Origin of the sequence: Pontibacter sp. E15-1 (genome assembly GCF_022601975.1) — a bacterium.
GTDB lineage: Bacteria > Bacteroidota > Bacteroidia > Cytophagales > Hymenobacteraceae > Pontibacter.
Map to the genome: position 1 here is coordinate 127009 of NZ_JAKVIR010000015.1, position 22529 is coordinate 149537.

General features: G+C 56.5%; 12 protein-coding genes. 9 read left to right on the top strand and 3 right to left on the bottom strand.

Going from position 1 to position 22529, the window contains the following annotated elements:
- The first annotated feature begins 4 nt into the window (after positions 1-4).
- From MKJ04_RS12345 to MKJ04_RS12375, 7 genes are all read left to right on the top strand, one after another.
- A complete protein-coding gene (locus MKJ04_RS12345) occupies positions 5-1558 on the top strand; it encodes a lytic transglycosylase domain-containing protein (RefSeq protein WP_241641949.1) in 1554 nt (517 codons plus the stop codon).
- Between the two features lie 247 nt (positions 1559-1805).
- The gene (locus MKJ04_RS12350) at positions 1806-4079 is read left to right on the top strand and encodes an NADP-dependent malic enzyme (RefSeq protein ID WP_241641950.1); all 2274 of its coding nucleotides are present in this window, start codon (positions 1806-1808) and stop codon (positions 4077-4079) included.
- Entirely contained in the window at positions 4080-4670 is a 591-nt protein-coding gene (ruvA, locus tag MKJ04_RS12355) for a Holliday junction branch migration protein RuvA (RefSeq protein WP_241641951.1), read from the top strand. It begins immediately after the preceding gene.
- Positions 4671-4686: 16 nt separating this feature from the next.
- On the top strand, positions 4687-11883 hold the full coding sequence (gene sprA / locus MKJ04_RS12360) for a cell surface protein SprA (RefSeq protein ID WP_241641952.1): 7197 nt from the start codon (positions 4687-4689) through the stop codon (positions 11881-11883).
- 63 nt (positions 11884-11946) lie between these two features.
- Entirely contained in the window at positions 11947-12327 is a 381-nt protein-coding gene (gene gcvH / locus MKJ04_RS12365; RefSeq protein ID WP_241641953.1) for a glycine cleavage system protein GcvH, read from the top strand.
- 59 nt (positions 12328-12386) lie between these two features.
- A complete protein-coding gene (locus MKJ04_RS12370) occupies positions 12387-12719 on the top strand; it encodes a VanZ family protein (protein ID WP_241641954.1) in 333 nt (110 codons plus the stop codon).
- A gap of 112 nt (positions 12720-12831) precedes the next feature.
- Positions 12832-14103 carry a M28 family metallopeptidase gene (locus MKJ04_RS12375; RefSeq protein WP_241641955.1) on the top strand — a complete coding sequence of 424 codons (1272 nt, stop codon included), beginning with the start codon at positions 12832-12834 and terminating at the stop codon, positions 14101-14103.
- Positions 14104-14493: 390 nt separating this feature from the next.
- On the opposite strand, the gene MKJ04_RS12380 is transcribed toward MKJ04_RS12375, so the two are convergent.
- Entirely contained in the window at positions 14494-15372 is an 879-nt protein-coding gene (locus MKJ04_RS12380; protein ID WP_241641956.1) for a YicC/YloC family endoribonuclease, read from the bottom strand.
- 119 nt (positions 15373-15491) lie between these two features.
- On the opposite strand from MKJ04_RS12380, the gene purQ reads away from it, so the two are divergent.
- Positions 15492-16184, top strand: a complete 693-nt coding sequence (gene purQ / locus MKJ04_RS12385) for a phosphoribosylformylglycinamidine synthase subunit PurQ (protein WP_241641957.1) — start codon at positions 15492-15494, stop codon at positions 16182-16184.
- 336 nt (positions 16185-16520) lie between these two features.
- Positions 16521-18053, top strand: coding sequence for a SulP family inorganic anion transporter (locus tag MKJ04_RS12390; protein ID WP_241641958.1), 1533 nt, complete (start codon positions 16521-16523; stop codon positions 18051-18053).
- An 84-nt stretch (positions 18054-18137) separates the two neighbouring features.
- Here MKJ04_RS12390 and MKJ04_RS12395 read toward each other — a convergent pair whose 3' ends face one another.
- Together MKJ04_RS12395 and MKJ04_RS12400 are read right to left on the bottom strand one after the other, a co-directional pair.
- Positions 18138-19292 (bottom strand): serine hydrolase domain-containing protein, encoded by a 1155-nt coding sequence (locus tag MKJ04_RS12395; protein ID WP_241641959.1) that lies wholly within the window; start codon positions 19290-19292, stop codon positions 18138-18140.
- Positions 19293-19302: 10 nt separating this feature from the next.
- A complete protein-coding gene (locus tag MKJ04_RS12400) occupies positions 19303-22527 on the bottom strand; it encodes a hypothetical protein (protein WP_241641960.1) in 3225 nt (1074 codons plus the stop codon).
- Between the last annotated feature and the right edge of the window lie 2 nt (positions 22528-22529).

Below are 22529 nucleotides of genomic sequence, written 5' to 3' on the forward strand. Positions count from 1 at the left end.
TGCCATGATCTATAAAAAATACCTTACACTGCTCTCGGCTGTGGTCTGTAGCTTGGCGGCATCCGCTGCCCTTGCCTCCGGCCACAGCCGTTTGCTTGCACCATCTTCTAGTATCGGCGACACGCTGACACGCCCCAAGGCTGACACCTCCCTCCTCTCCCCGGACGAGTTGGCGCTGCTGGTGGAGTATATCCCTAACGAGCCCAACGATCTGATAGCCGACAGGCTAAGCTGCATCGAGACGGAGATTCCGCTGGAGTTCAACAGCTATGTAAGGAATTTTATAGACTACTTTACCATCCGGAACAGAAAGTACATGCGCACCATGCTGACGCGCGAAAACGTGTACTTCCCGATGTATGAGCAGTATCTGAAAAAGCACAATATGCCGATGGAGCTGAAGTACCTCTCCATCGTGGAATCGGGCCTTAACCCCAAGGCACAGTCGCCGGTGGGCGCGGCGGGCCTGTGGCAGTTTATGAAACCCACTGCCGGCGACTTCGGCCTGAAGTTCAACCAGTACGTGGACGAGCGCCTGGACCCTGAGAAGTCCACGGATGCCGCCCTGCGTTTCCTGCGCCGCCTGCACAACACTTACGACGACTGGGAACTGGCCCTGGCTGCCTACAACTGTGGCCCCGGCAACGTAAACAAAGCCATTCGCAAAGCCGGAGGCGGTAAAAAGACATTCTGGGAGATCTTCCCATACCTGCCCAAAGAGACCCGCGGCTATATCCCGTCGATGACGGCGGTGATTTATGCCATGCACCACGCCACAGACCACAACATCTTCTCCGACTCTATCCTGTACCAGCCGCAGGTGGCTTACCTGGAGGTGACCCAGGAACTGGACGTAGCGCGCCTGGCCGGGGAACTGCATATAACCCCCGAGCAGCTGATGGCCCTGAACCCGGAGCTGAAGCAGTCGGTTATACCCCAGCACATGCGCCAGTATAAACTGCGCATCCCGGCGGAGCGTGCCATGCTGATGGCCTCTGCCGCAGACAAAAGCTGTATCCTGATGGCCGCTGCCCCCGTGCGCGAGCCAGTGAAGCGGCAGGACCTTGCCGAATTGCCGGTGATGATGGCCTCAGCCCGAAAAGAGCAGCCCGCAGAGGACACCACAGACCGCGCCCAACCGAAGAAAGAGACCAACAGCGCTCCCCGCAAAACATACTATACCGTGCAGCGGGGAGATAACCTAATCCAGATTGCCCTGCGGCATCAGGTAACGCTGGCGCAACTGAAAGAGTGGAACGACATAGACGGCAGCAGCATACAGCCTAACCAGAAACTGGCGCTATACCTGCCTGCTGCCGGCGAGGAGAAGCAGGAGACGGCGCTTGCCAGCAACGACACGCCCAAGCCAGTCGCCAAATCCGCGGGCAGGCAGGCCATAGACGCGCAGCAGAAGCAGGTCATCCATCATGTGCAGCCCGGCGACACACTCTGGAACATCTCTCAGAAATACAACGGCATCAGCATCGAGCAGATCAAGAAACTGAACAAACTGAAGTCAGACAACCTGAGGCCAGGCCAAAAGCTTATTTTAAGCTAGCCATATAGGCATACCCCTACACGCAAGGCACCTTCAGCATGAAGGTGCTTTTTGTTTGCCGCCAGTTTTGAGGCGTCGTCCGTGGGTTAAAAAATAGCGGGATGCTGCACACAAAACTTCCGCACGCCTTATCTTTGGAGACTCAACTTGGATAACCAGTAAATTCTTACAAAATTGGTCTTCAGCAGTATCCGTGAAAGCGGAAAAGCCGGATTGCCAGACAAAAAGACATACAACTACCGCATTTATGATTAAAATCAACAAAGAGGACGCCCTGAATTACCACATGGAGGGCAAGCCCGGTAAAATTGAGGTGATCCCGACCAAAATGGTGAGCACACAGCATGACCTGGCGCTGGCCTACTCCCCGGGTGTGGCTGAGCCGTGCAAGGAAATCTATGCAGACAAGAGCAATGTTTATAAATATACCGCAAAGGGCAATCTGGTGGGTGTCATCTCCAACGGCACGGCTGTGCTGGGCCTGGGCAACATCGGCCCGGATGCCTCCAAGCCGGTGATGGAAGGGAAAGGCGTGCTCTTCAAGAAATTTGCGGGCATCGACGTGTTCGACATCGAGATCGACTGCGAGGACCCGGATGAGTTCATCCGCATCGTCAAGTCGCTGGAGCCAACCTTTGGCGGCATCAACCTGGAGGACATTAAAGCGCCGGAGAGCTTCAAGATTGAGATGGCCCTGAAAGAGCAGATGAACATCCCGCTGATGCACGACGACCAGCACGGCACAGCCATCATCTCGGCGGCGGCGCTGCTGAACGCCCTGGAGATCACGGGGAAAAAGATAGGGGAAGTGAAAATGGTGATGAACGGGGCCGGTGCCGCCGCCATTGCCTGCGCCAAGCTGTATGTAGCCCTGGGCCTGAAGATGGACAACATCGTGATGCTGGACCGGGAGGGCGTGATCCGGCCGGAGCGAGATGACCTGGACATTTACAAGGCGCAGTTCGTGACGATGCGCAACATCAGCACCCTGGCCGACGCGATGGAAGGAGCCGATGTGTTTGTGGGCCTTTCGGCGGGCAACGTGCTGGCCCCCGAGTTGGTGAAGACCATGGCCCCGGACCCGATCATCTTCGCGTTGGCCAACCCAGACCCGGAGATTCCCTATGAGGATGCCATGGCCACCCGCGATGACCTGATCATGGCCACCGGGCGCTCTGACCATCCGAACCAGGTGAACAACGTGCTCGGCTTTCCCTACATTTTCAGGGGAGCCCTGGATGTGCGCGCCACCGAGATAAACGAGGCCATGAAACTGGCTGCGGTGCACGCGCTGGCGGCGCTGGCCAAAGAGCCCGTGCCGGATGTGGTGCTGAAGGCATACAGCGACACCACCATCAACTTCGGCCGCACCTACCTGATCCCGAAACCGCTCGACACCCGCCTGATCACGACCATATCGCCGGCGGTGGCGAAGGCAGCCATGGAAAGTGGCGTGGCCGGAAAGCCCATCATCGACTGGGAGGCTTACGAGCAGGAACTGAAGGAACGCATCGGCATCGACCAGAAGCTGATGACGCGCATCACCAACCAGGCCAAGAAAGACCCGAAAACGGTGGTGTTTACAGAGGCCGACAACTACAAGATCCTGAAGGCCGCCCAGACCGTGAAAGAGCAGCGCATTGCGCAGCCGATCCTGCTGGGTAACCGCGAGAAAATTGAGGCCATCATCGCCGAGAACAATATGGACCTGCAAGACGTATCCATCATCGATCCGTTTTTGGAGGAGGCGAAACGCGCCGAGTACGCGCAGCTGCTGTTTGAGAAGCGCCAGCGCAAGGGCCTGACGCTGTTCGACGCCAACCGCCTGATGCGCGACCGCAACTACTTTGGCAGCATGATGCTGAACAGTGGCGAGGCAGACGCGCTCATCTCCGGCCTAACCCGCGACTACTCTAAAACCATTACCCCGGCACTGCAGGTGGTGGGCGTAGAGGAAGGCATCAACAAGGTGGCCGGTATGTACATCATCCTGAGCCAACGCGAGCCGTTTTTCTTTGCCGATACCACAGTGAACCTGAACCCTACCGCCGATGAATTGGTTGACATCATTGGCCTGACGGCGCGCACGGTACGGTTCTTCGACACGGAGCCCCGCGTGGCCATGCTGTCGTACTCTAATTTCGGGTCGGTGCGCGGCGAGGTGCCCGACAAGGCGGCAGAGGCGGTGCGCAAGGCCAAGGAGCGTTACCCGAGCCTGTTGATTGACGGCGAGATGCAGGCCAACACCGCCCTGAACCGCAACCTGCTGCGCGAGCATTACCCGTTCAGCGAACTGGCCGAGAAGGGCGCCAACACGCTGGTGTTCCCAAATCTGGCATCCGGCAACATCGCCTACAAAATACTGCAGGAGATTGGTGGCGCAGAGGTTATCGGCCCAGTGCTGATGGGTATGAAAAAGCCGGTGCATATTCTGCAGTTGGGCAGCTCCATCCGGGAGATTGTGAATATCGTGTCCATCGCGGTGGTAGATGCGCAGAACTATAACAACCAGCATATATAAATGATAGCTTACATTGACGGTAAACTAACGTATAAAGATCCCACCTACGTCATTATCGACGTAGGTGGCGTTGGTTATCAGATTAAGGTTTCCCTCAACACGTATTCGTCGCTGCCAGGCGGGGAGCGGTGCAAGCTGCATACCTTCCTGAACATCAAGGAGGACGCGCACACGCTGTATGGCTTTACCACGGTGGCCGAGAAAGACCTGTTCCTGCTTTTGATCTCGATTTCGGGCGTGGGCCCCAACACCGGGCTGATGGTATTGTCTTCGCTCTCGGTAGACGAGGTGCAGCAGGCGATCGTGCGGGAGGATGTGCGCACCATTCAGAACGTGAAGGGGATCGGGGCCAAAACGGCGCAGCGCATCATTCTGGAGCTGAAAGACAAAGTCCGCAAAGACGTGTTGCTCACGGATTCTGCGGGCCATGCCGTGGCGCACAATACAAACCGGGCCGAAGCGTTATCAGCACTAGTGACGTTGGGCTTTGCCAAGAACGTGGCCGAGAAAACGCTAGACTCCATCATTAAACGAGAAGGCGGAAACCTGAGTGTGGAGGAGTTGATTAAGTTTGCGTTGAAATCTTCATAAGAGAATATATCCTATTTTGATCTGGAAGAGCACTAAGAACAACCTGCTGTGGGCCACGGTTGCTACTATTTCTATGCTGGGCTGGTGGTCGCAGGCGGAAGAGTTGCGCGCGTCAGGCCGGTTCAGATCCATCATTCTTAAAAACCTTTTGCTGGCACAGGACACGGCACGCACCGATACCGCCAAGGTGCAGCCCTACATCCCGAGCCGGAGGCCGACCTATACCCCTTCTGACAGGCGCGGCAGCCCGTTCAGCACCCGGCCCAGTACCTCTCCCCTGCTGCTGGGGCAGCCAAGCAACCTCAAGCTGAACGTGGAGCTGGACGACAGCCTGCAGCAGTACAAAATATCGGAGACTATCGGCGACATCAACTACAGGCCGCCCTCCACCATGTCGTTGCGCGAGTACTCGGAGTGGCAGCAGCGCGAGGCCATACGCAGCTATTGGCGCGCCAAGTCCGGTGGCCTCGACGGCGAGAGCGTGGTGAGCAGCAACCGCCTGATCCCGAAGCTATATATCAGCCCGATGTTCGACCGCATCTTCGGCGGCAACTACGTGGACATCCAGCCCAACGGCAACGTGTCGCTCAAGTTCGGGGCGCGCTTCAACCGCAACCAGAACCCCAGCATCCCGCTCAGCCAGCAGCGCACCGGCGACTTCGACTTCGAGCAGAACATCTCGCTGAACCTGGTGGGCCAGATCGGGGAAAAGATGCGCCTCAACTTTAACTGGGACAACAACGCCAACTTCGACTTCGAGAACAACATGAAGCTGGACTATACCGGCTACGAGGAGGAGATCGTGCGCAAGGTGGAGGCCGGTAACGTGAGTCTGCCGCTTAACAACTCGCTCATTTCGGGGGCGCAGAACCTGTTCGGCATAAAAACCCAGCTGCAGTTCGGCCGCCTGAGCGTGACCACCATCGCCAGTAGCGTGCGCGGCACCAACGACGAGGTGGTGGTGCAGAACGGGGCGCAGAACAGGCGCTTCTCCATCCGGGTGGATGAGTATGACAACAACCGCCACTTCTTCCTGTCGCAGTTTTTCAGGGGCCGCTACGACCAGTCGCTCCGCAACCTGCCGCTGGTCAACTCGGGCATCGTGATCCGCCGCCTGGAGCTGTACGTGACCAACAACAACCGCTCGACCGAGAACCTGCGCAACATGGTGGCCTATATGGACCTGGGCGAGGCCGACCCTTTCCGCGACCAGTTTGGCAACGGCCGGCCAGCCGCCGCCCCCGCCGACAACAGCGCAAACACGCTGTATGGCCAGGTGGCCCGCAACAGCCAGGCCCGCGACAACTCTCAGGTAGACAATTATCTGAACAGCCTTGGCCTGAAGAAGGGCGTTGACTTCGAGCACGTGCGTGCCCGCAAGCTGGACCCGCGGGAGTATAAATTCAACCCACAGTTGGGCTACATCTCCCTGAACACGGTGCTGTTGCCGGACCAGGTGCTGGGTATCGCCTTTGAGTATACCTACAACGGAAAGACCTACCAGGTGGGTGAGTTGGTGGACGACTACCAGAACCTGAACGCGGAGCAGGTGATCCATATGAAGTTGCTGCGCGCCACCAACCCCTCGCTGCAGTACCCTACCTGGGACCTGATGATGAAGAACGTCTACAGCCTAGACGCCACGCAGCTCAACCGCGAGAACTTCCAGTTGCAGATCATCTACAAGGACGATGAGTCCGGGGTGGACATTACCAGTATAAAAGAGCCTAGCCCTATCCAGAACATCCCGTTGGTGGAGGTGATGAACCTGGACAACGTGAACACGAACAACGACAAACCCAGCGACGGAAACTTCGACTTCCTGTCGGGCATCACCATCGACCCGGAGACGGGCCGCATCTTCTTCCCGCAGGTGGAGCCGTTTGGCGATTACCTCGCCTCGAAGCTGGAGGGCCGCCCTGAGCTGATCGAGAAATACGTGTTCCGGGAGCTGTATGAGCAGACACAGACCGATGCGCAGCAGAACAACGTAAAGGCCAAATTTTATCTGAATGGCCGCTTTCAGGCCTCCTCCGCCGACGAGATCATGTTGCCGGGCTTCCGGATTGCGGAGGGTTCTGTGGCGGTATACTCTGGCGGCACGCGCCTGGTGGAGGGCACCGATTACCAGGTGTTCTACGACCTGGGCCGCATCAAAATCCTGAACCCGAGCTATATCAGTTCGGCTAACGACCTGCGCATCACTTACGAAAAGGCCGAGCTGCTGAACATCCAGCCCCGCACCATGCTGGGGGCCCGCTTCGACTACCGCCTGAATGATGACGTGAACCTGGGTGCCACGGTGCTGCACATCAATGAGCAGGCCTACATCAACCGCGTGAGCATCGGCGACGAGCCGACCAACAACACCATCTACGGCTTCGATGTGAACCTGCAGAAAGAGTCGCGCTTCCTGACGAAGATGACCGACGCGATTCCGCTGATCCAGACCAAGGAGCCATCGCTGGTTACCTTCAGCGGCGAGTTCGCGCAACTCATACCGGGCCAGACGAAATCCAACGCCAACGAGAACGGTGCCTCTTACATAGACGACTTTGAGGGATCGGAAACACCCTACAGCCTCGGCGGCTTTAACAACACCAACTGGCGGCTGGCGGCCACCCCGGCCCCGCTGGTGCCAGGCCCGGGCATCCAGTACTCCTACAATCGCGCGAAGATCGCCTGGTATACCATCGATCAGATTTTCTACCGCAACAGCGACAACCTGAAGCCCAGCAATATCGGAAAGGAAGAGCTGGAGAACCAGTATGTGCGCCCGGTGAGGCGCACAGAGGTGTTCCCGGGCCGAGACGCCGAGACATCCAACACGTTTGAGTATACCTTCGATGTGGCCTACTACCCAGCTGAGCGGGGGCAGTATAACTATAACCCGAACCTGACGCAGGAGGGCAACCTGGCTGACAACCCTCGCAACAACTGGGGAGGTATAAGCCGCGACATTGCCTTTGACACCGACTTCGACAACGCCAACATCGAGTATGTGGAATTCTGGCTCCTCGACCCGTTCATTAAAGGGCCAAACGGCCGAAAGGACGCGCAGGGCAACGAGATCACGAACAACGAGGGCGGAGAGCTGGTCCTGAACCTGGGCAACATATCTGAGGACATCCTGAAGGACAACGAATATGCCTTTGAGAATGGCCTGCCCACTTCCTCCACGGATCTGCAAAACGTGAAGGAGACGATCTGGGGCCGCGTGACGCAGCAGCAGTTCCTGACCGATGCCTTCTCCGCCATACCGGGGGCGCGCAACAACCAGGATGTGGGCCTTGACGGACTGAACAACGACGCCGAAAGAACCTACTTCCAGGGTTTCCTGAACCAGATACCGGGCACGCCGCCGCAGTCTGTCTTCGACGACCCTTCCGCCGACAATTTCCTGCACCACCTGGACCCCGTGTATGACCAGCGAGACGCAGGCATCCTTGCCCGCTACAAGAATTATAACGGTATGGAGAACAACTCCCCGGAAGACAGCCGCCTGGCCAACTACGCCTTTCCGGACAAGGAGGACCTGAACCGCGACAACGTGATCAACGACCTGGAGCAGTACTATGAGTATAAGATCAACCTGAAGCCAGGGCAATTGGAAATCGGGCAGAACTACATTGTGGATGCTGTGCGTAGCGAGGACAAGAACGCCACCTGGTACCAGTTCCGTATACCGGTGCGCCAGCCTACCAACGCGGTAGGCGGCATCAGCGGGTATAAGTCTATCCGGTTTATGCGCATGTACCTCACGCAGTTTGCCGACCCGGTGGTGCTCCGCTTTGTGCAGTTCCAGTTCATCGCCAACCAGTGGCGCAAGTTCGAGCAGCCCATCACCGACGGCAGCCCCTGCCTGACCTGTACCGACGATGCCCGCAGCTTTACCGTTTCCACCGTGAACATTGAGGAGAACGGGCAGGCAGTGGAAGGCCTTAACAACACGCCATACCGGGTGCCCCCGGGCATCGACCGCCTCCGCGACTATGCCTCTACCAACAACCGCCGCCAGAACGAGCAGTCGTTGCAAATCTGCGTCGAAGACCTAAAGGACTCCTTCTCCAAAGCGGTATATAAAAACATCTCCCTGGACATGCTCATCTACAAGCAGCTGAAGATGTTTATCCACGCCGAGTCCAGCGACCCGTCTACGCAGGACGGCGATGTGCAGGCCTTTATCCGCATCGGTACCGACTTTACCCAGAACTACTATGAGTATGTGGTGCCCCTGAAGCTGACCCCTGCCGGCAGCAGCGACGAACGGGCTGTATGGCCGGAGGGAAACCAGATTGAGATTGCGATCCAGGCCCTCGTGGATGCCAAAGTGGCCCGCAACAACGACCCGGACCATACCTTTAACTATGTGCCGTACGAGGTGCCGCTCCCGGACGGAAAGCTGATACGCGTGGTGGGCAACCCAGATTTCAGCGAGGTGGAGGGCATCATGATCGGGGTGCGCAACCCGCGCCAGCCAAACAGCGACGGCCGCGCCCACTCGGTGTGTATCTGGGCCGATGAGCTGCGCGTGACCGACTTCCGCAACCAGACCGGGTGGGCCGGAAACGCGCGCCTGAACACGAAGCTGGCCGACTTCGCCAACATCACCGCCACCGGCGCCTATACCACCATCGGCTTTGGCGGGCTGCAGCAGAAAATAGCGCAGCGCACCCGCGAGAACACGGCCCTTTTTGACGTGAGCGCCAACGTGGTGATGGACAAGTTCTTGCCGCAGAAGTGGGGCGTGAAGGTGCCGCTCACCGTGCAGTACGGGGCCATGAACAGCGAGCCGCAGTTTGACCCGCTCGACAAAGACGTTCCGCTGGAGCAGTCGCTCTCTAAGTTTAAGACGGCTGAGGAGCGCAAAGCCTACCGCCAGGAAGTGACCACCCGCGAGACCCGCAAGAGCATCAGCCTGCTGAACGTGCGCAAAGAGCGGGTAGACCCGGAGGCCAAAGTGCATTTGTATGATGTGGAGAACCTGGCTTTCTCTTATTCCTATGCCGAGCGCCTGTTCACCAACATCGAAACCGACCGCGATTACAGCAAGACCTATACCGGCGGCGTGGCCTATACCTATACCAACACGCCGAAGAACTATACCCCCTTCGCCGACCTGGAGGGGCTGAAGTCGCCGTACCTGCGCCCGATCAAGGACTTTAACTTCTCGCTGGTGCCAAGCCGCTTTGCCGTGCGCGCCGACCTGAACCGCTTTTACAACGAGGTATACCTGCAGCGCCCCGATGCGGAGACGGGCTTTGTGACCAACCGCGGCATTGCGCCAACCTTCCAGAAGTACTTCTACTTCAACCGCATCTACGACATGCGCTGGGACCTGACCCAAAGCCTGTCGCTGGACTACACGGCCACCAACCGCGCCGTGGTAGACGAGCCATACGCCCGCATCAACAACGAGATCGACTCGCTGCAGTACAAGAACAAGGTGATCTGGAACAACCTGCTGGACGGTGGCCGTAACACCAACTTCAACCAACTGGTGGCCCTGAACTATAAGCTGCCGTTGGACAAGTTTCCGCTCACTGACTGGCTGAACGCCGAGACGCGCTACGCCACCACCTATATCTGGACGGCTGGCTCCACGGCCCTGAACCAGGACACGACCTTCCGGCTGGGAAACACCGCCGAGAACAGCTCCGAGTTCAGCGTGAACGGCAAGATCGATATGGTGAAGCTCTACAATAAGGTGAAGTTCCTGAAGGCAGTGAACTCTCCGACGGCTGCCAAGCCGTCGGCCGCCCCGCTCCCAACCGACTCCGCAGCCATCGCCGAAAAGCCAAAGCCCGAGCTGAAGGGCCTGAAGACGCTGGCCAGGCTGCTGATGATGACGCGCTCCCTGAACGTGACCTACCTCGAGAACCGCGGTTCGATGATGCCGGGCTACCTGCCCAAATCGTCGTTCTTTGGCTTCGATGACGGATTCGACGCGCCGGGGCTGCCGTTTATACTGGGCAAGCAGTATCCGCTGAATGAGCTGTATGACCGCGCCTTCAGCAACGGCTGGTATACCGACAGCAGCCAGTACCTCAACACGCCGTTCAGCGCCCTCAACACCGAGACCTTTACAGCGCGCGCCAACCTGGAGCCGTTCCGCAACTTTAACGTGCAGCTGGATGCGCGGCGCACCAAATCAGTAATAGACGAGGTGTTTTACCGCAAGGAGTTTGACGATTTCGGAGACATCAGCGAGATGGACATGCGCCAGAACCCGTTTACCTCCGGGGCTTTCAGCACCTCGTTTATGGCGCTGGGCACCCTGTTTGAGTCTACCAGCGACGGCACGTCGGCGGCTTTCGACAACTTTGTGGCCTACCGCCGCAACGTGCGCGACAAGCTGAGCCTGGCCAACGAGTTTGCAGGCGATTCGGGCTATACCCTCAACTCGCAGGAGGTGCTCATGAAATCGTTCCTGTATGCCTACCAGGGCCGCGACATCAACGGGTACCAGGCAAAGGCCGAGAGCCCGTTCAAGCGCCTCCCGATTCCGAACTGGCGCGTGGATTACAACGGACTGGAGCGCCTGCCGCTATTCAGCAAGTGGTTCAGCCAGATCAACATCTCGCACGCGTATAACTCCAGCTACAACATCACCAGCTTCAGCACCTCGCTGATCTATACCCAGGAACCGGGCGGCTTCCCATCACAGCTCAATGAGTTTGGCCGCGTGGAGCCGTATTACATCGTGAACCAACTGACGGTGGTGGAGCGACTGGCCCCGTTGCTAGGTATAAATTTCCGGACCAAAACGAACCTGACGGGTCGCATCGAGTATAAGATTGAACGCAACCTCTCGCTGAACCTGACCAACGCGCAGGTGACGGAAACCAACGTGAAGGACTACGTGATCGGCTTTGGCTATACCACCAACAACTTCCGGATCCCGTTCAAGATCGCCGGGGAGCGCAAAGTGCTGGACAATGAGCTGACGATGCGCCTCGACATGTCGGTGCGCGACAACCAGACGGTGCAGCGGGCCATCTCCACGGACGACGAGGGCACGGAGCGCATTCAAAACCAGATTACCAACGGTACGCGCCAACTGCAGCTGCGCCCCACCGTAGACTACGTGCTGAGCCAGCGCGTGAACCTGCAGTTCTATGTGCTGCGCACGGTGTCCGACCCGAAGATTTCCACCTCGTTCCGCAACAGCGTGACGGAGGGGGGCGTGCAGTTGCGAGTTAGTTTGCAATAAAGTTTTCGCATTCTGAAAAAGACCGTAATTTTGGGCATCAACTAAAATCTTACATAATTACTCATGAATCTACCTGACAACCTAAAGTATACAAAAGACCACGAGTGGGTGCGCGTTGAAGGCGACGTAGCCTTTATTGGAATCACTGATTTTGCCCAAAGCGAGCTAGGCGACATTGTGTATGTGGATATCGACACCGTGGACAAAGAAGTTAGCCAGGAGGAAGTCTTCGGCACAGTGGAGGCCGTGAAAACCGTGTCTGACCTTTTCAGCCCCTTGAACGGCACCGTGCTGGAAGTGAACGAGAAACTGGAGAACAGCCCCGAGCTGGTGAACTCTGACCCTTACGGCGACGGATGGATCATCAAGATGTCTGTTGCAGACGCAAGTCAGGTGGACAGCCTGCTGACGGCAGAAGGCTACCGTGAGGCAATAGGGCAGTAACATTACACGGCTCAGGCTTGATACTCCGATACAACCTATTTACAATTTTGTGGGCAGCAGTGATTTTGCTGACAACACTGCTGCCCTCATCTTCCCTACCGGCTGTTTCTGTCTGGGCGCTTTTCTCTTTCGACTCTTTTGCCCACGTCTTCCTTTTCAGCATCCTCATTTTCCTGATGATTGTGGGCCTGGCCAAGCAGTTTACCTTTCTACGGATAAAGCACTACCCCATCCGCTACGCCCTCCTATTCAGCTCTGCCTTCGGCATCAGCATTGAGTTGCTGCAGCACTTTTTCATCCCTGGCCGCCAAGGCGACATATACGATGTGCTGGCCAACACCTTTGGCTGCCTGATCGGCATCGTGCTGTTTAAGTGGGTATACGTCTGGTAGGCCCACTGTGCGTTTATACCCCCAGCATAACCGATTACAATTTACTTCCATACCTCCAAAGGCTACTTCCTGGTATCCTGTAGTATTGCCCGCTAAATCCTATCTTTAGGAGATGAAGCGACTCTTTCCCCTGCTCTTACTGCTCTGCATGGCAGCCAGCACTGGTATGGCACAGGACATGCCGCGCGTGCGCCATACCATCGACACCCTCACCTCCGCCGCCATGCATGGCCGGGGCTATATATACCAGGGCGATGCCAAAGCAGCCGGTTATATACAAAACAGGTTCAGGCAACTGGTCTTACAGGCGCTAAGCCAGGATTACTTCCAGCCGTTCCGGTTCCCGGTGAATACAATTGTAGAAACGCCACAGTTAAAGGTAGCGGGCTGCGTATTAAGGCCTGGGCAGGATTTTGTGGCAAACGCTGCCTCCGCATCTGGCAAAGGAAAAACCCAAGTGCTTCCGCTGGACACGGCCGTTTTCAGTGATGCCGCCGCTGCCCGCAAGTTCTTCTCCCAAAACTTCAAGGACAAGGCGATCGTGTATCGGCAGCGCGAGCAGAAGCGCATCAGCCAGTTGCCCCAGCCATACCAACAGCAACTACAGCAGGCCAAGTTGCAGGTAGTGCTGCAGCCAAAGGCGCTGCTCACTTCCGTGGCGCAGGTGCAGGCGCCGCTGCCAGTGCTGGAGGTGTTGGAGTCAGCCTGGCCTACCAGCCCTAAAAACCTGACGTTCGCTGTGCAAGCCCAGCTAATGCCGCAGCATGAGGCACAGAACGTAGTGGGGTATATAAAAGGCACAGCCCAACCCGATTCCTTTCTGGTTTTCACGGCGCACTACGACCACCTCGGCGGCCAGGGAAAGGAGGTATACTTCCCGGGGGCAAACGACAACGCCAGCGGCACGGCCATGCTGCTCGAACTGGCGGCCTATTACAGTCAGCCGCAGCACCGGCCCCGCTATAGCATCGCGTTTATCGCGTTCGCCGCCGAAGAGGCGGGCTTGCTGGGCTCCACTTATTATACCACGCACCCGCTGTTTTCGCTTGAACGTATCCGTTTCCTGGTAAACCTAGACCTGCTGGGCACTGGCTCCGAAGGGATGATGGTAGTGAACGGGAAAGTGCACGAAGCTGAGTTCAGGCTTTTGCAACAACTGAATGAGGCGCAGCAATACCTGTCCCAGCTAAAGGCACGGGGTAAAGCCGCCAACTCCGACCACTACCCGTTCTCCGAGAAAGGTGTTCCGGCCTTCTTCTTTTATACCCTCGGGGGCACCGCCGCCTACCACAACACCAACGACTACGCCACGCAGTTGCCCCTCACCAAATTTGAAAATGTGTTTAAGCTGATTGTAGATTTTGCAGAGAGGCTGCAGGAGTAGTTGCCTTTAGCAGGATTCAAGGGAAGGAGGTATAGCCCTGGTTCAGGTGGTATGAAGCCGACTCTTATTTTAATACCTCTATCGGTCGGGCAAAGAACAATTTTGTGTCAGACGTGTCGGGTAATCAATCCTCCATATATCCTGATGCAGACGAATCTGGAGTGATTTGGGTTTAGGCAAGCCATATATAATAATCTATATATTATAGCAGGCCATATATGAAGTGTGAAAGTGGCTTTGCTGTTGATGTTAGTGTCAGACACTCACATGATACTAGCGTCAGACACTCACAGGTTTTGCAAACACTGTGAGGTCTTTGGAGGAGTCCTTCTTTGCCCCTAGTATGGGGGCAAAAGTCTTGTGTCTTGTGTCTAACGTCTTGTGTCTGTTTTAAAGAATGTTGTTGATCTGCTCTTTGATCTTCTCCAGTTCTTCTTTCATGTCCACCACGTGGTGCTGGATGGTGGCGTCGTTGGCTTTGGAGCCGATGGTGTTGATCTCGCGGCCGATTTCCTGAGAGATGAAGCCTAGTTTTTTGCCGGTTGGCTCTGGCAAGTATACCGTTTCCGTGAAATAATGCAGGTGGTTGACAAGGCGCACTTTCTCCTCGGCAATGTCCAGCTTCTCGATATAGTATACCATTTCCTGCTCAAAGCGGTTCTTGTCGAAGTGCTCTGATGTGGAGATTTCATTGAGATGGCCCCGGATACGGCCCCGGATATGCTCCATGCGCGCCGGGTCGTGCTTGTCGATCTCCGCCAGCAGAATCCGGATCCTGTCTATATACGACATGATCTCGGCTGTCAGCGCCTTGCCTTCGTCGGTCCTGAACGCATTGATGTTGTGAAGTGCCTCCTCAACCAGCGGCTGCACGTTGGCCCAGTCGGCATCGGTTACCTCCTCCTCCTGCTCCTGCTGCAGTACCTCGGGCATATGCAGCGCCAACCGGAACAGGTCGTGTTTCGACGCGCCCAGCATGTCGGCGGCGGCGTTCAGCTCGCTGTAGTAAGCCTGCAGCAGCTCTTTATTGATGTTGTTCTTCGCTTTCTGGGCTCTGTTTTTCGAGAACTCGATGTTAATACCCACCTTGCCGCGCACCAACGCCTTCTGCACCATGTTCCGGATATCATACTCCTTGTCTGAAAGAAACTTGGGGAGCCGCACGCTCAGGTCCATACTCTTCGAGTTCAGCGAGCGGATTTCAACGGATATGCAATATTGGTCGGCATCGAGGCGTGCACTGCCAAAGCCTGTCATGGACTGCAACATAAGCTAATCATCAGATGATACACTGCAAAGTAAGGAAATTTATCCAGTTTTGCTTGGCTGCCTGCACGAAAGCGCTTCTCCAAGTGTGTAGCCTAGCATATTTTGCTTAACTTTGCCGTATGAAATTTGGTGTAGTCGTTTTTCCGGGGTCCAACTGCGACCAAGACCTTGTTGATGCCATCAGCATTGGCGTGCAGCAAGAAGTTGTAAAGCTGTGGCACAAAGACCACGATTTGCAAGGCTGTGATTTTATACTGTTGCCAGGTGGCTTCTCGTATGGCGATTACCTGCGTTCCGGCGCTATTTCGCGTTTCTCGCCTATTATGCAGGAGGTGATCCAGCATGCCGAACGCGGCGGGTACGTGATGGGCATCTGCAACGGCTTCCAGATTCTGACTGAGGCCGGGCTGCTGCCGGGCGCGCTGCTGCGCAACGTGAACCAGAAATTTATCTGCGACAACGTATACATCAAGCCTGTGACCACAAACCTGCTGCCTACGCAGCTGCTGGACGTGAACAAGGCCTACAAGATACCGGTGGCGCATGGCGAAGGCTGCTATTATGCCGACAAGGAAACGCTGAAGCAAATGCAGGATAACGACCAGATCATGTTTAAGTACAGCAGCAACGTGGCCGACACGCATGAGCTGTACAACATCAACGGCAGCCTCCTGAACATTGCCGGTGTGAGCAACGCCAAAAAGAACGTGTTTGGCATGATGCCGCACCCCGAGCGCGCCGTAGACCCTGAGCTGGGCAACACCGATGGCCTCGCCATCTTCGAATCGATTCTTAACCTGGTGAACGCCTAGTTCTCCGATTATACCTCTTCAGCGCTCCCCGCCTGCCTTTTTGCAAGCGGGGAGCGCTGTTTTTCAGGGGGTTGTACAGGCGCCTGGCATGTCTTCCTGAAAACACCCCTTCGGTATTCGGCTGAAAAGCCCTACCTTTGCACCCGCTATGAAAGAAGGAACGCCATTTCTGACAGTTACTCCACCGTGAGCTCTTGCTGCGTACCTTCTTTTTTCTTTTTTAGTGCTGCACTAAACTGGCACTGAAGAACATTCCCCCGGTCACCCATACTATCAGCACTGGCTGCGTGCCGCTGAACCTGTTTTCCCTTTTTTAATATTCTTTAAGTTTTAAGGATGCAACCTATTTTACGCCTCTTCGACTTCAGCCAAAAAGTCGATTATAGAATTGAGATCCTGGCTGGCCTCACCGTCGCCATGACCATGATCCCCGAGTCCCTCTCCTTTGCCATACTAGCCGGGTTCCCTCCCCTCGTCGGTTTATACGCTGCCTTTATCATGGGCCTGGTTACTGCGGTGCTGGGTGGCCGGCCAGGTATGGTATCGGGTGGCGCGGGTGCTACCGCGGTGGTGCTCATCGCCCTCATGCAGTCGCATGGCCTGGAGTATGTGTTTGCCGCCGTGGCGCTGGCCGGTGTGCTGCAAATCATCATCGGCATCTTCAAGCTGGGCAAGTTTATCCGGCTGGTGCCGCAACCGGTTATGTTCGGCTTCGTGAACGGCTTGGCCGTGATCATCTTCATGTCGCAGATCGAGCAGTTTAAGACGGTGGTGAATGGCGAGGTTTCCTGGATGTCGGGCACCCCGTTATACATCATGGCTGGCCTGGTGGCCCTTACCATCGCCATCATCATCCTGCTGCCGAAAGTAACCAAGGCCGTGCCGCCCTCGCTGGTGGCCATCATCGTAGTGTTTGCCATCGTGTTTGGCTTTGGCATCGACACGAAGATTGTGCGCGATATCGCCTCCGTAAGTGGCGGCTTCCCTCCTTTCCATATCCCGGAGGTGCCCCTCACCATGGAAATGCTACAGGTGATCTTCCCTTACGCCCTGATCATGACGGGCGTGGGCCTGACGGAGAGTTTGTTGACCCTGAACCTGGTGGATGAGATTACCGGCACACGCGGCAACGGCAACAGAGAGTGCGTGGCCCAAGGCAGCGCCAACCTCCTCAATGGCTTTTTCTTCGGGATGGGCGGCTGCGCCATGATTGCCCAGACGCTGGTAAACCTTTCGGCCGGGGCAAGGGCGCGCCTGGCTGGGATCGTAGCTGCCTTCACCATTCTGCTTATTATCCTCTTTGGGGGCCCGATCATTGAGCGCGTGCCGATGGCTGCCCTTGTAGGTGTGATGATCATGGTGGCCTTTGGTACGTTTGAGTGGATCAGCTTTAAGATTATCAATAAAATGCCGCGCCATGATGTGTTTGTGGGCATTCTGGTGGCTGTGATCACCATCTGGCTGCACAACCTGGCTCTGGCCGTGCTCATTGGTGTGATCATCGCAGCACTGGTGTTTGCCTGGGAGAGCGCCAAGCGCATCAGGGCCCGAAAATACGTAGACAACCAGGGCGTGAAACACTACGAGATGTATGGGCCGCTTTTCTTTGGCTCTGTGGCCGCTTTCACCGAAAAGTTTGATGTGCCGAACGACCCGCAGGAAGTGATTATCGACTTTAAGGAAAGCCGCGTGGCGGATATGTCGGGTATAGAGGCGCTGAACAAGCTGACGGAGCGCTACCACAAAGCTGGCAAGAAACTGCACCTGAAGCACCTGAGCCCGGATTGTCTGGTATTGCTTAAAAATGCCGATCAGGTGATTGACGTCAATATCCTGGAAGATCCGAATTATGCGGTGATGGGCGACTAACCCCTGCCCGTTATACATGCAAAACGGCCACGGATCCTTACTGGATCCGTGGCCGTTTTTTCGGTTTATACATGTTGTCTGCCGCTATTCAACCATCTTGTTCACCGCATCCACAAGTACTCGTACATCGGCTGGGTGGTTGTCTACCATCTCTCCCCGCTCTTTCCCTAACCGCACAATCACCAGTTCCTTTTCCGGTATCATGATGATGTACTGCCCCAGAATGCCGCGCGCGTAGAAAATATCCTGCCCCTTGTAGCCTGGCATGAGCCACCATTGGTAGCCATAAAAATCGACTTTGCCACCGCCGTCGGCCTTGGGCAGCCCGCTCGGCGTGAGCGAGGCCTTTACGTAGGCGGGCGGCACGATGGTGTCGCCGTTCCAGAGGCCGCGGTGCAGGTATAACTTACCGAGGCGCGCAAAGTCGCGGGCGTTGGAGAAGAAGCAGCAGTAGGCTTTCTCTATACCGTCGGGCAGCTCGTCCACGCTCCATTCTGCGTTGTGGTCTGCGCCCAAGGGCTTCCAGAGCCGTTCCTCCGCCTGCTCGCTCAGGGTTTTTCCGGTGGCCGCCTGCAGCACAAAGGCAATCACCTGTGTGTCGCCGCTTTTATAGGTATAGGCCTTGCCGGGCTCCTCTACTGCCTCCAGTCGGTCAATCACTTTTTTCAGGTCTGTGCCGTAGTAGCTTTCGGTGGTCATCGAGAAGGGGTTGCTGTACGACTCGTCCCAGTTAAGGCCGGAACTCATCCAGAGCAGGTGCCTGATCTTTATTTTCGCTTTGGCCCCTTCCTTAAACGCGGGCAAAAAATCGCCTACGGGCTGCTCCACGCTCTTGATTTCCCCGTTCTTGATGGCAATCCCCAGCAGCATGCTCACCACACTTTTGGCCATCGAGAAAGAATTGCTCAGCGACGCGTCCGAATAGCCCTGCCAGTACTGCTCATACAGGATGGAGTCATTTTTGATCAGCAGAAACGCCACCGACTCCAAGTCCCGGTGCAGGCGCTCCAGTTCTTCCGGTAGCTCCAGGGTATTGTAAGCTGCCGCGAGAGGCCACGGCTGCGCTGTTACAGGGGCTGTAATCTCGCGCTGCTCAAATATCCTGTTGTCGTCTATGTCGGCAAAGTTGTAGAAAACGGCCTTGTACACATAGTTCTTATCGGCCATGTGCACCCACGAGGCCAGCAGCCCCAACACCAATACTGCACCTATACCAAATCGCCTGGCTTTGCGGCTCATATAGCGTCTGTTAGAAGTCGTAACCCAGGGTTACATAAAACTTAGGCCCGGTACGGTTCTCTTCCGCCTGCCCCCAGGCCATGTCGAGCTTGCCATATACCCCGAGCAGGGTGGTGCGTGCGCCCACGCCATACCCCACCAAAAAGGGGTTGCGGTAGTTCACGACAGTAATCTCAAAAGGGTCCTGATCCTGCTGCGCCTCGTTGATGACGCCGCCAATCACCCGGGTGTTGATGGAGTTGTTCCCGGTAAAGGGGTTGGCGCCGTCATAAGCGGAACCGGCATCGGCGAAGGCCGTTAGCTGCAGGTTTCGGAAAAAGCCGGAGGCAATCGGGCCATTGTAAATATACTGCACAATCGGGACGCGCAGCTCGGCGTTGGCCAGCAGGTGGCGGCTGCCGCTTCGCACGTTGTAATTGAATCCCCGCATCGGGGTAATGTACTCCAGGTAAAACAGATCGGCCGGAGCGTTGATCTCCACGTCGTTTAGCTCTGCGCTTTCGTCCTGGTCGGCCAGCAGCCAGTTGTCCATACCCCCGATCAGGAACTTTTTGCGCGAATTGCCAAAATAGGCTCCGTAGCTAATGCGTGTGGCCAGCACGATCTGCCGGTGCAGCTTCAGGTAATTCCTGAAGTCGATGTATACCTTGTTAAAGTTGCTGCTGGCTCCGTTAAACCCCTTCAGCGACAGGAACCCTGCCTTGAGCCGGGTTCCCTCCAGCATGTTGATGCCTGTGCGCACGCTGTTGTCATACACTAGCTCTACGTTTCCGCCCCAGAAATTCTCAACGCTGTCCGGCGTGATAAAATCTCTCATGTTTGTGAAGCGCGTGCTCACGAACTTAGGGATGGCATGTATGCTGGTGCTGTGGCTCAGCGGGAACACGACGGTTGGGCTCAGTTCGTTCTTGGTAAAGCGCACCTGCGAGCTCGGCACGTTCCGGAAGCCTCCTTCGAGTGTTTCGCGCTCAAACTCCACCCCAACGTCCAGCCGGTTTTTCAGATTCATGTACTGCGCCCAGAAGTTACTGGCCCCCAGGTCGGTGCGCATAAAGGCCGTGCCCTGTATGTGATGGTTCTCAAACAGATCGCTCATGTTTACGCCTGCCACAAGGCCAAAGCCCAGCAGCGGGTCAGCATGCACCGAGGTAACGATCTCCTGCACGCTAAACCGCAAATCATACTCCTGAGGCCCGGTCATCTGAAATGGCTTGGCGGTGGTCACTCTCCGCACCGGAGCCTTGGCGCTTGTCTTGGGGGTATCGGCGGTGGCAGCAGAGTCTGTTTCAAACGCATAGTCATCGATGTCTACCTCGCCATTCTTGCGCTTCGGGCTGGAGCGCCTTTTCACGGTGGTGTTATCTTCCTCAATCAGCTTGCGGGTGCCGGAGGCTGCGTTGCTTGTTGTGCGGGCGCGGGTCTCGAGGATGATTTGCCGGGAGGTGCGCGGAAGCTGCGCCAGCGTGGAGGGCGTAAACTGCGGCAGCAGGTACACAAAGCTCCTGGACTCGTCTTTGGCCACCAGGGCCAGCACGTTGGCCGACGGCACATAATCGTATGATTCGATGCCCTGCACAAAGCCGGTGACCGGTGTGCTGCTGTTCGTGCTCAGGTTATAGCTATACAGGCTACGGATACCGCTTTGCTCACTCAGGTATACCAGGTTGCCGTCCTGTGTCGCCCGGGGCTGCAGCTCGCTGGCGATGGAGCTTGTCAGCTGCCGGATGCGGGCATCCGCGTTTTCCTGCTGCAGCAGGAAGATATCGTAATTGTTGACCACACTGCTGAAGGTAGCCGTTGCCGCAAGGCCCGTGCTGTCGGGGAGGCGGTTGGAGCTGAAGGCAATTCCACTAGCCCCTTTCAGGAAGACAGGGTCGATATCGTCATAAATATCGTTGGTGAGTTGCCGTTGCAGGCGGCCATCGGCGCGCAGCAAAAACAGGTCGGTCTGCCCGTTGCGCACCGCGCTCACCACCAGTTCGCTGCCGTTCTCGGAGTAGCTCATGCTGCGCACCTGCGAGAACTGCTCCAGGATGTTTCCCGGCGTAGTGAGGTTCTCCACAAACGGAATAAAGGAATAACGGCTACGGCCATCTACCTGCCGCAGCATCATCTTGCCTCTCCTGGCCTCGATAAAGCCCAGTTGGGTGTTGGAGCGCCAGGCCAGCACCGGCATTTTGTAGTCCACCACCTGGTCGATGCTCTTGTAGCCGGCCCGCCATACCACCCTGTCTTTCCGGGTGCGCACATCCTGCACAAACACCTTGAAGATGCCGTTGTCGTTTTTCACGTAGGCCAGCAGCGTGCCGCTTGGGTTCAGCACAGGCTCGCCGTAGTAATGGCCCTCTTTGTTTTTCTTGAATAGCTTGTTCGCGTCCTGCAGCGAAGCCAGCGGGCTGTCTGCGCTGGTGTTTATCTGCACGTAGTAGTTATACCAATCCTGGAGGAAACGCTTGTACGGGATGTTGAGGCTGCTGGTAATGCCAATCTCCACGTCGCGGGTGATGCGGGTCAGGTTAAGGATATTCTGGATGGCCGTGTAGCCGTAGCGCTCCGCGATGTAGTTCCAGACGGACTGGCCGGTGAGCTCCGCGTTCACGGCGAACAGCTTCTCGGGGCGTTGCTTGTTCTGTCCCTGCTTCAGCAGCATATCGCGCACGTAGTTGTCCATCCGCACGCTCCAGCCCTCTGCCGTGTAAGCCGCCACACCGCCAATAAACCACTCGGGCAGGCGCAGCAGGTAACTGCTCTGCAAGGCCTCTTTCAGGCTCCCCCCATACATCATATCGTTCATGAGCAGCTGCGTGAGCTGGTAGCTCAGGTCGCGCTTAAACTCCGTCTGGGTGCCCTGAAACGCAAGCTCAATCTTGTTTTTCATGAAGAGCGTTTCGCCCCCCGTCTGGTATTGGTCGTTGTTCAGGCCGATGTTACTCTCCAATAAATCGGTGGGCGAGTTATACAGGATCAGCGTGACCTTGGCGTAGGGATAGTACCCGATCAGGCTGGTGACGCGCCGCAGCTCTTTCTCGGCATACTCAGCCGCGTTTTTGGCCGTCTGTTCCCCACCCTGGTAGAAGTAGATGTTGAAGTTCTGCGTGCCGTAAAGCTTCCAGTCAAAGTTCTTGTATTGGATCCGGCTTTTGCCGAACGTATCCCGGTTTGGCTGCGCATGCAGGGTGGCCCCCAGCAGGGAGCATAGCACGAACAGCAGCAGAAACCTTGTAGAAAAACGCATGC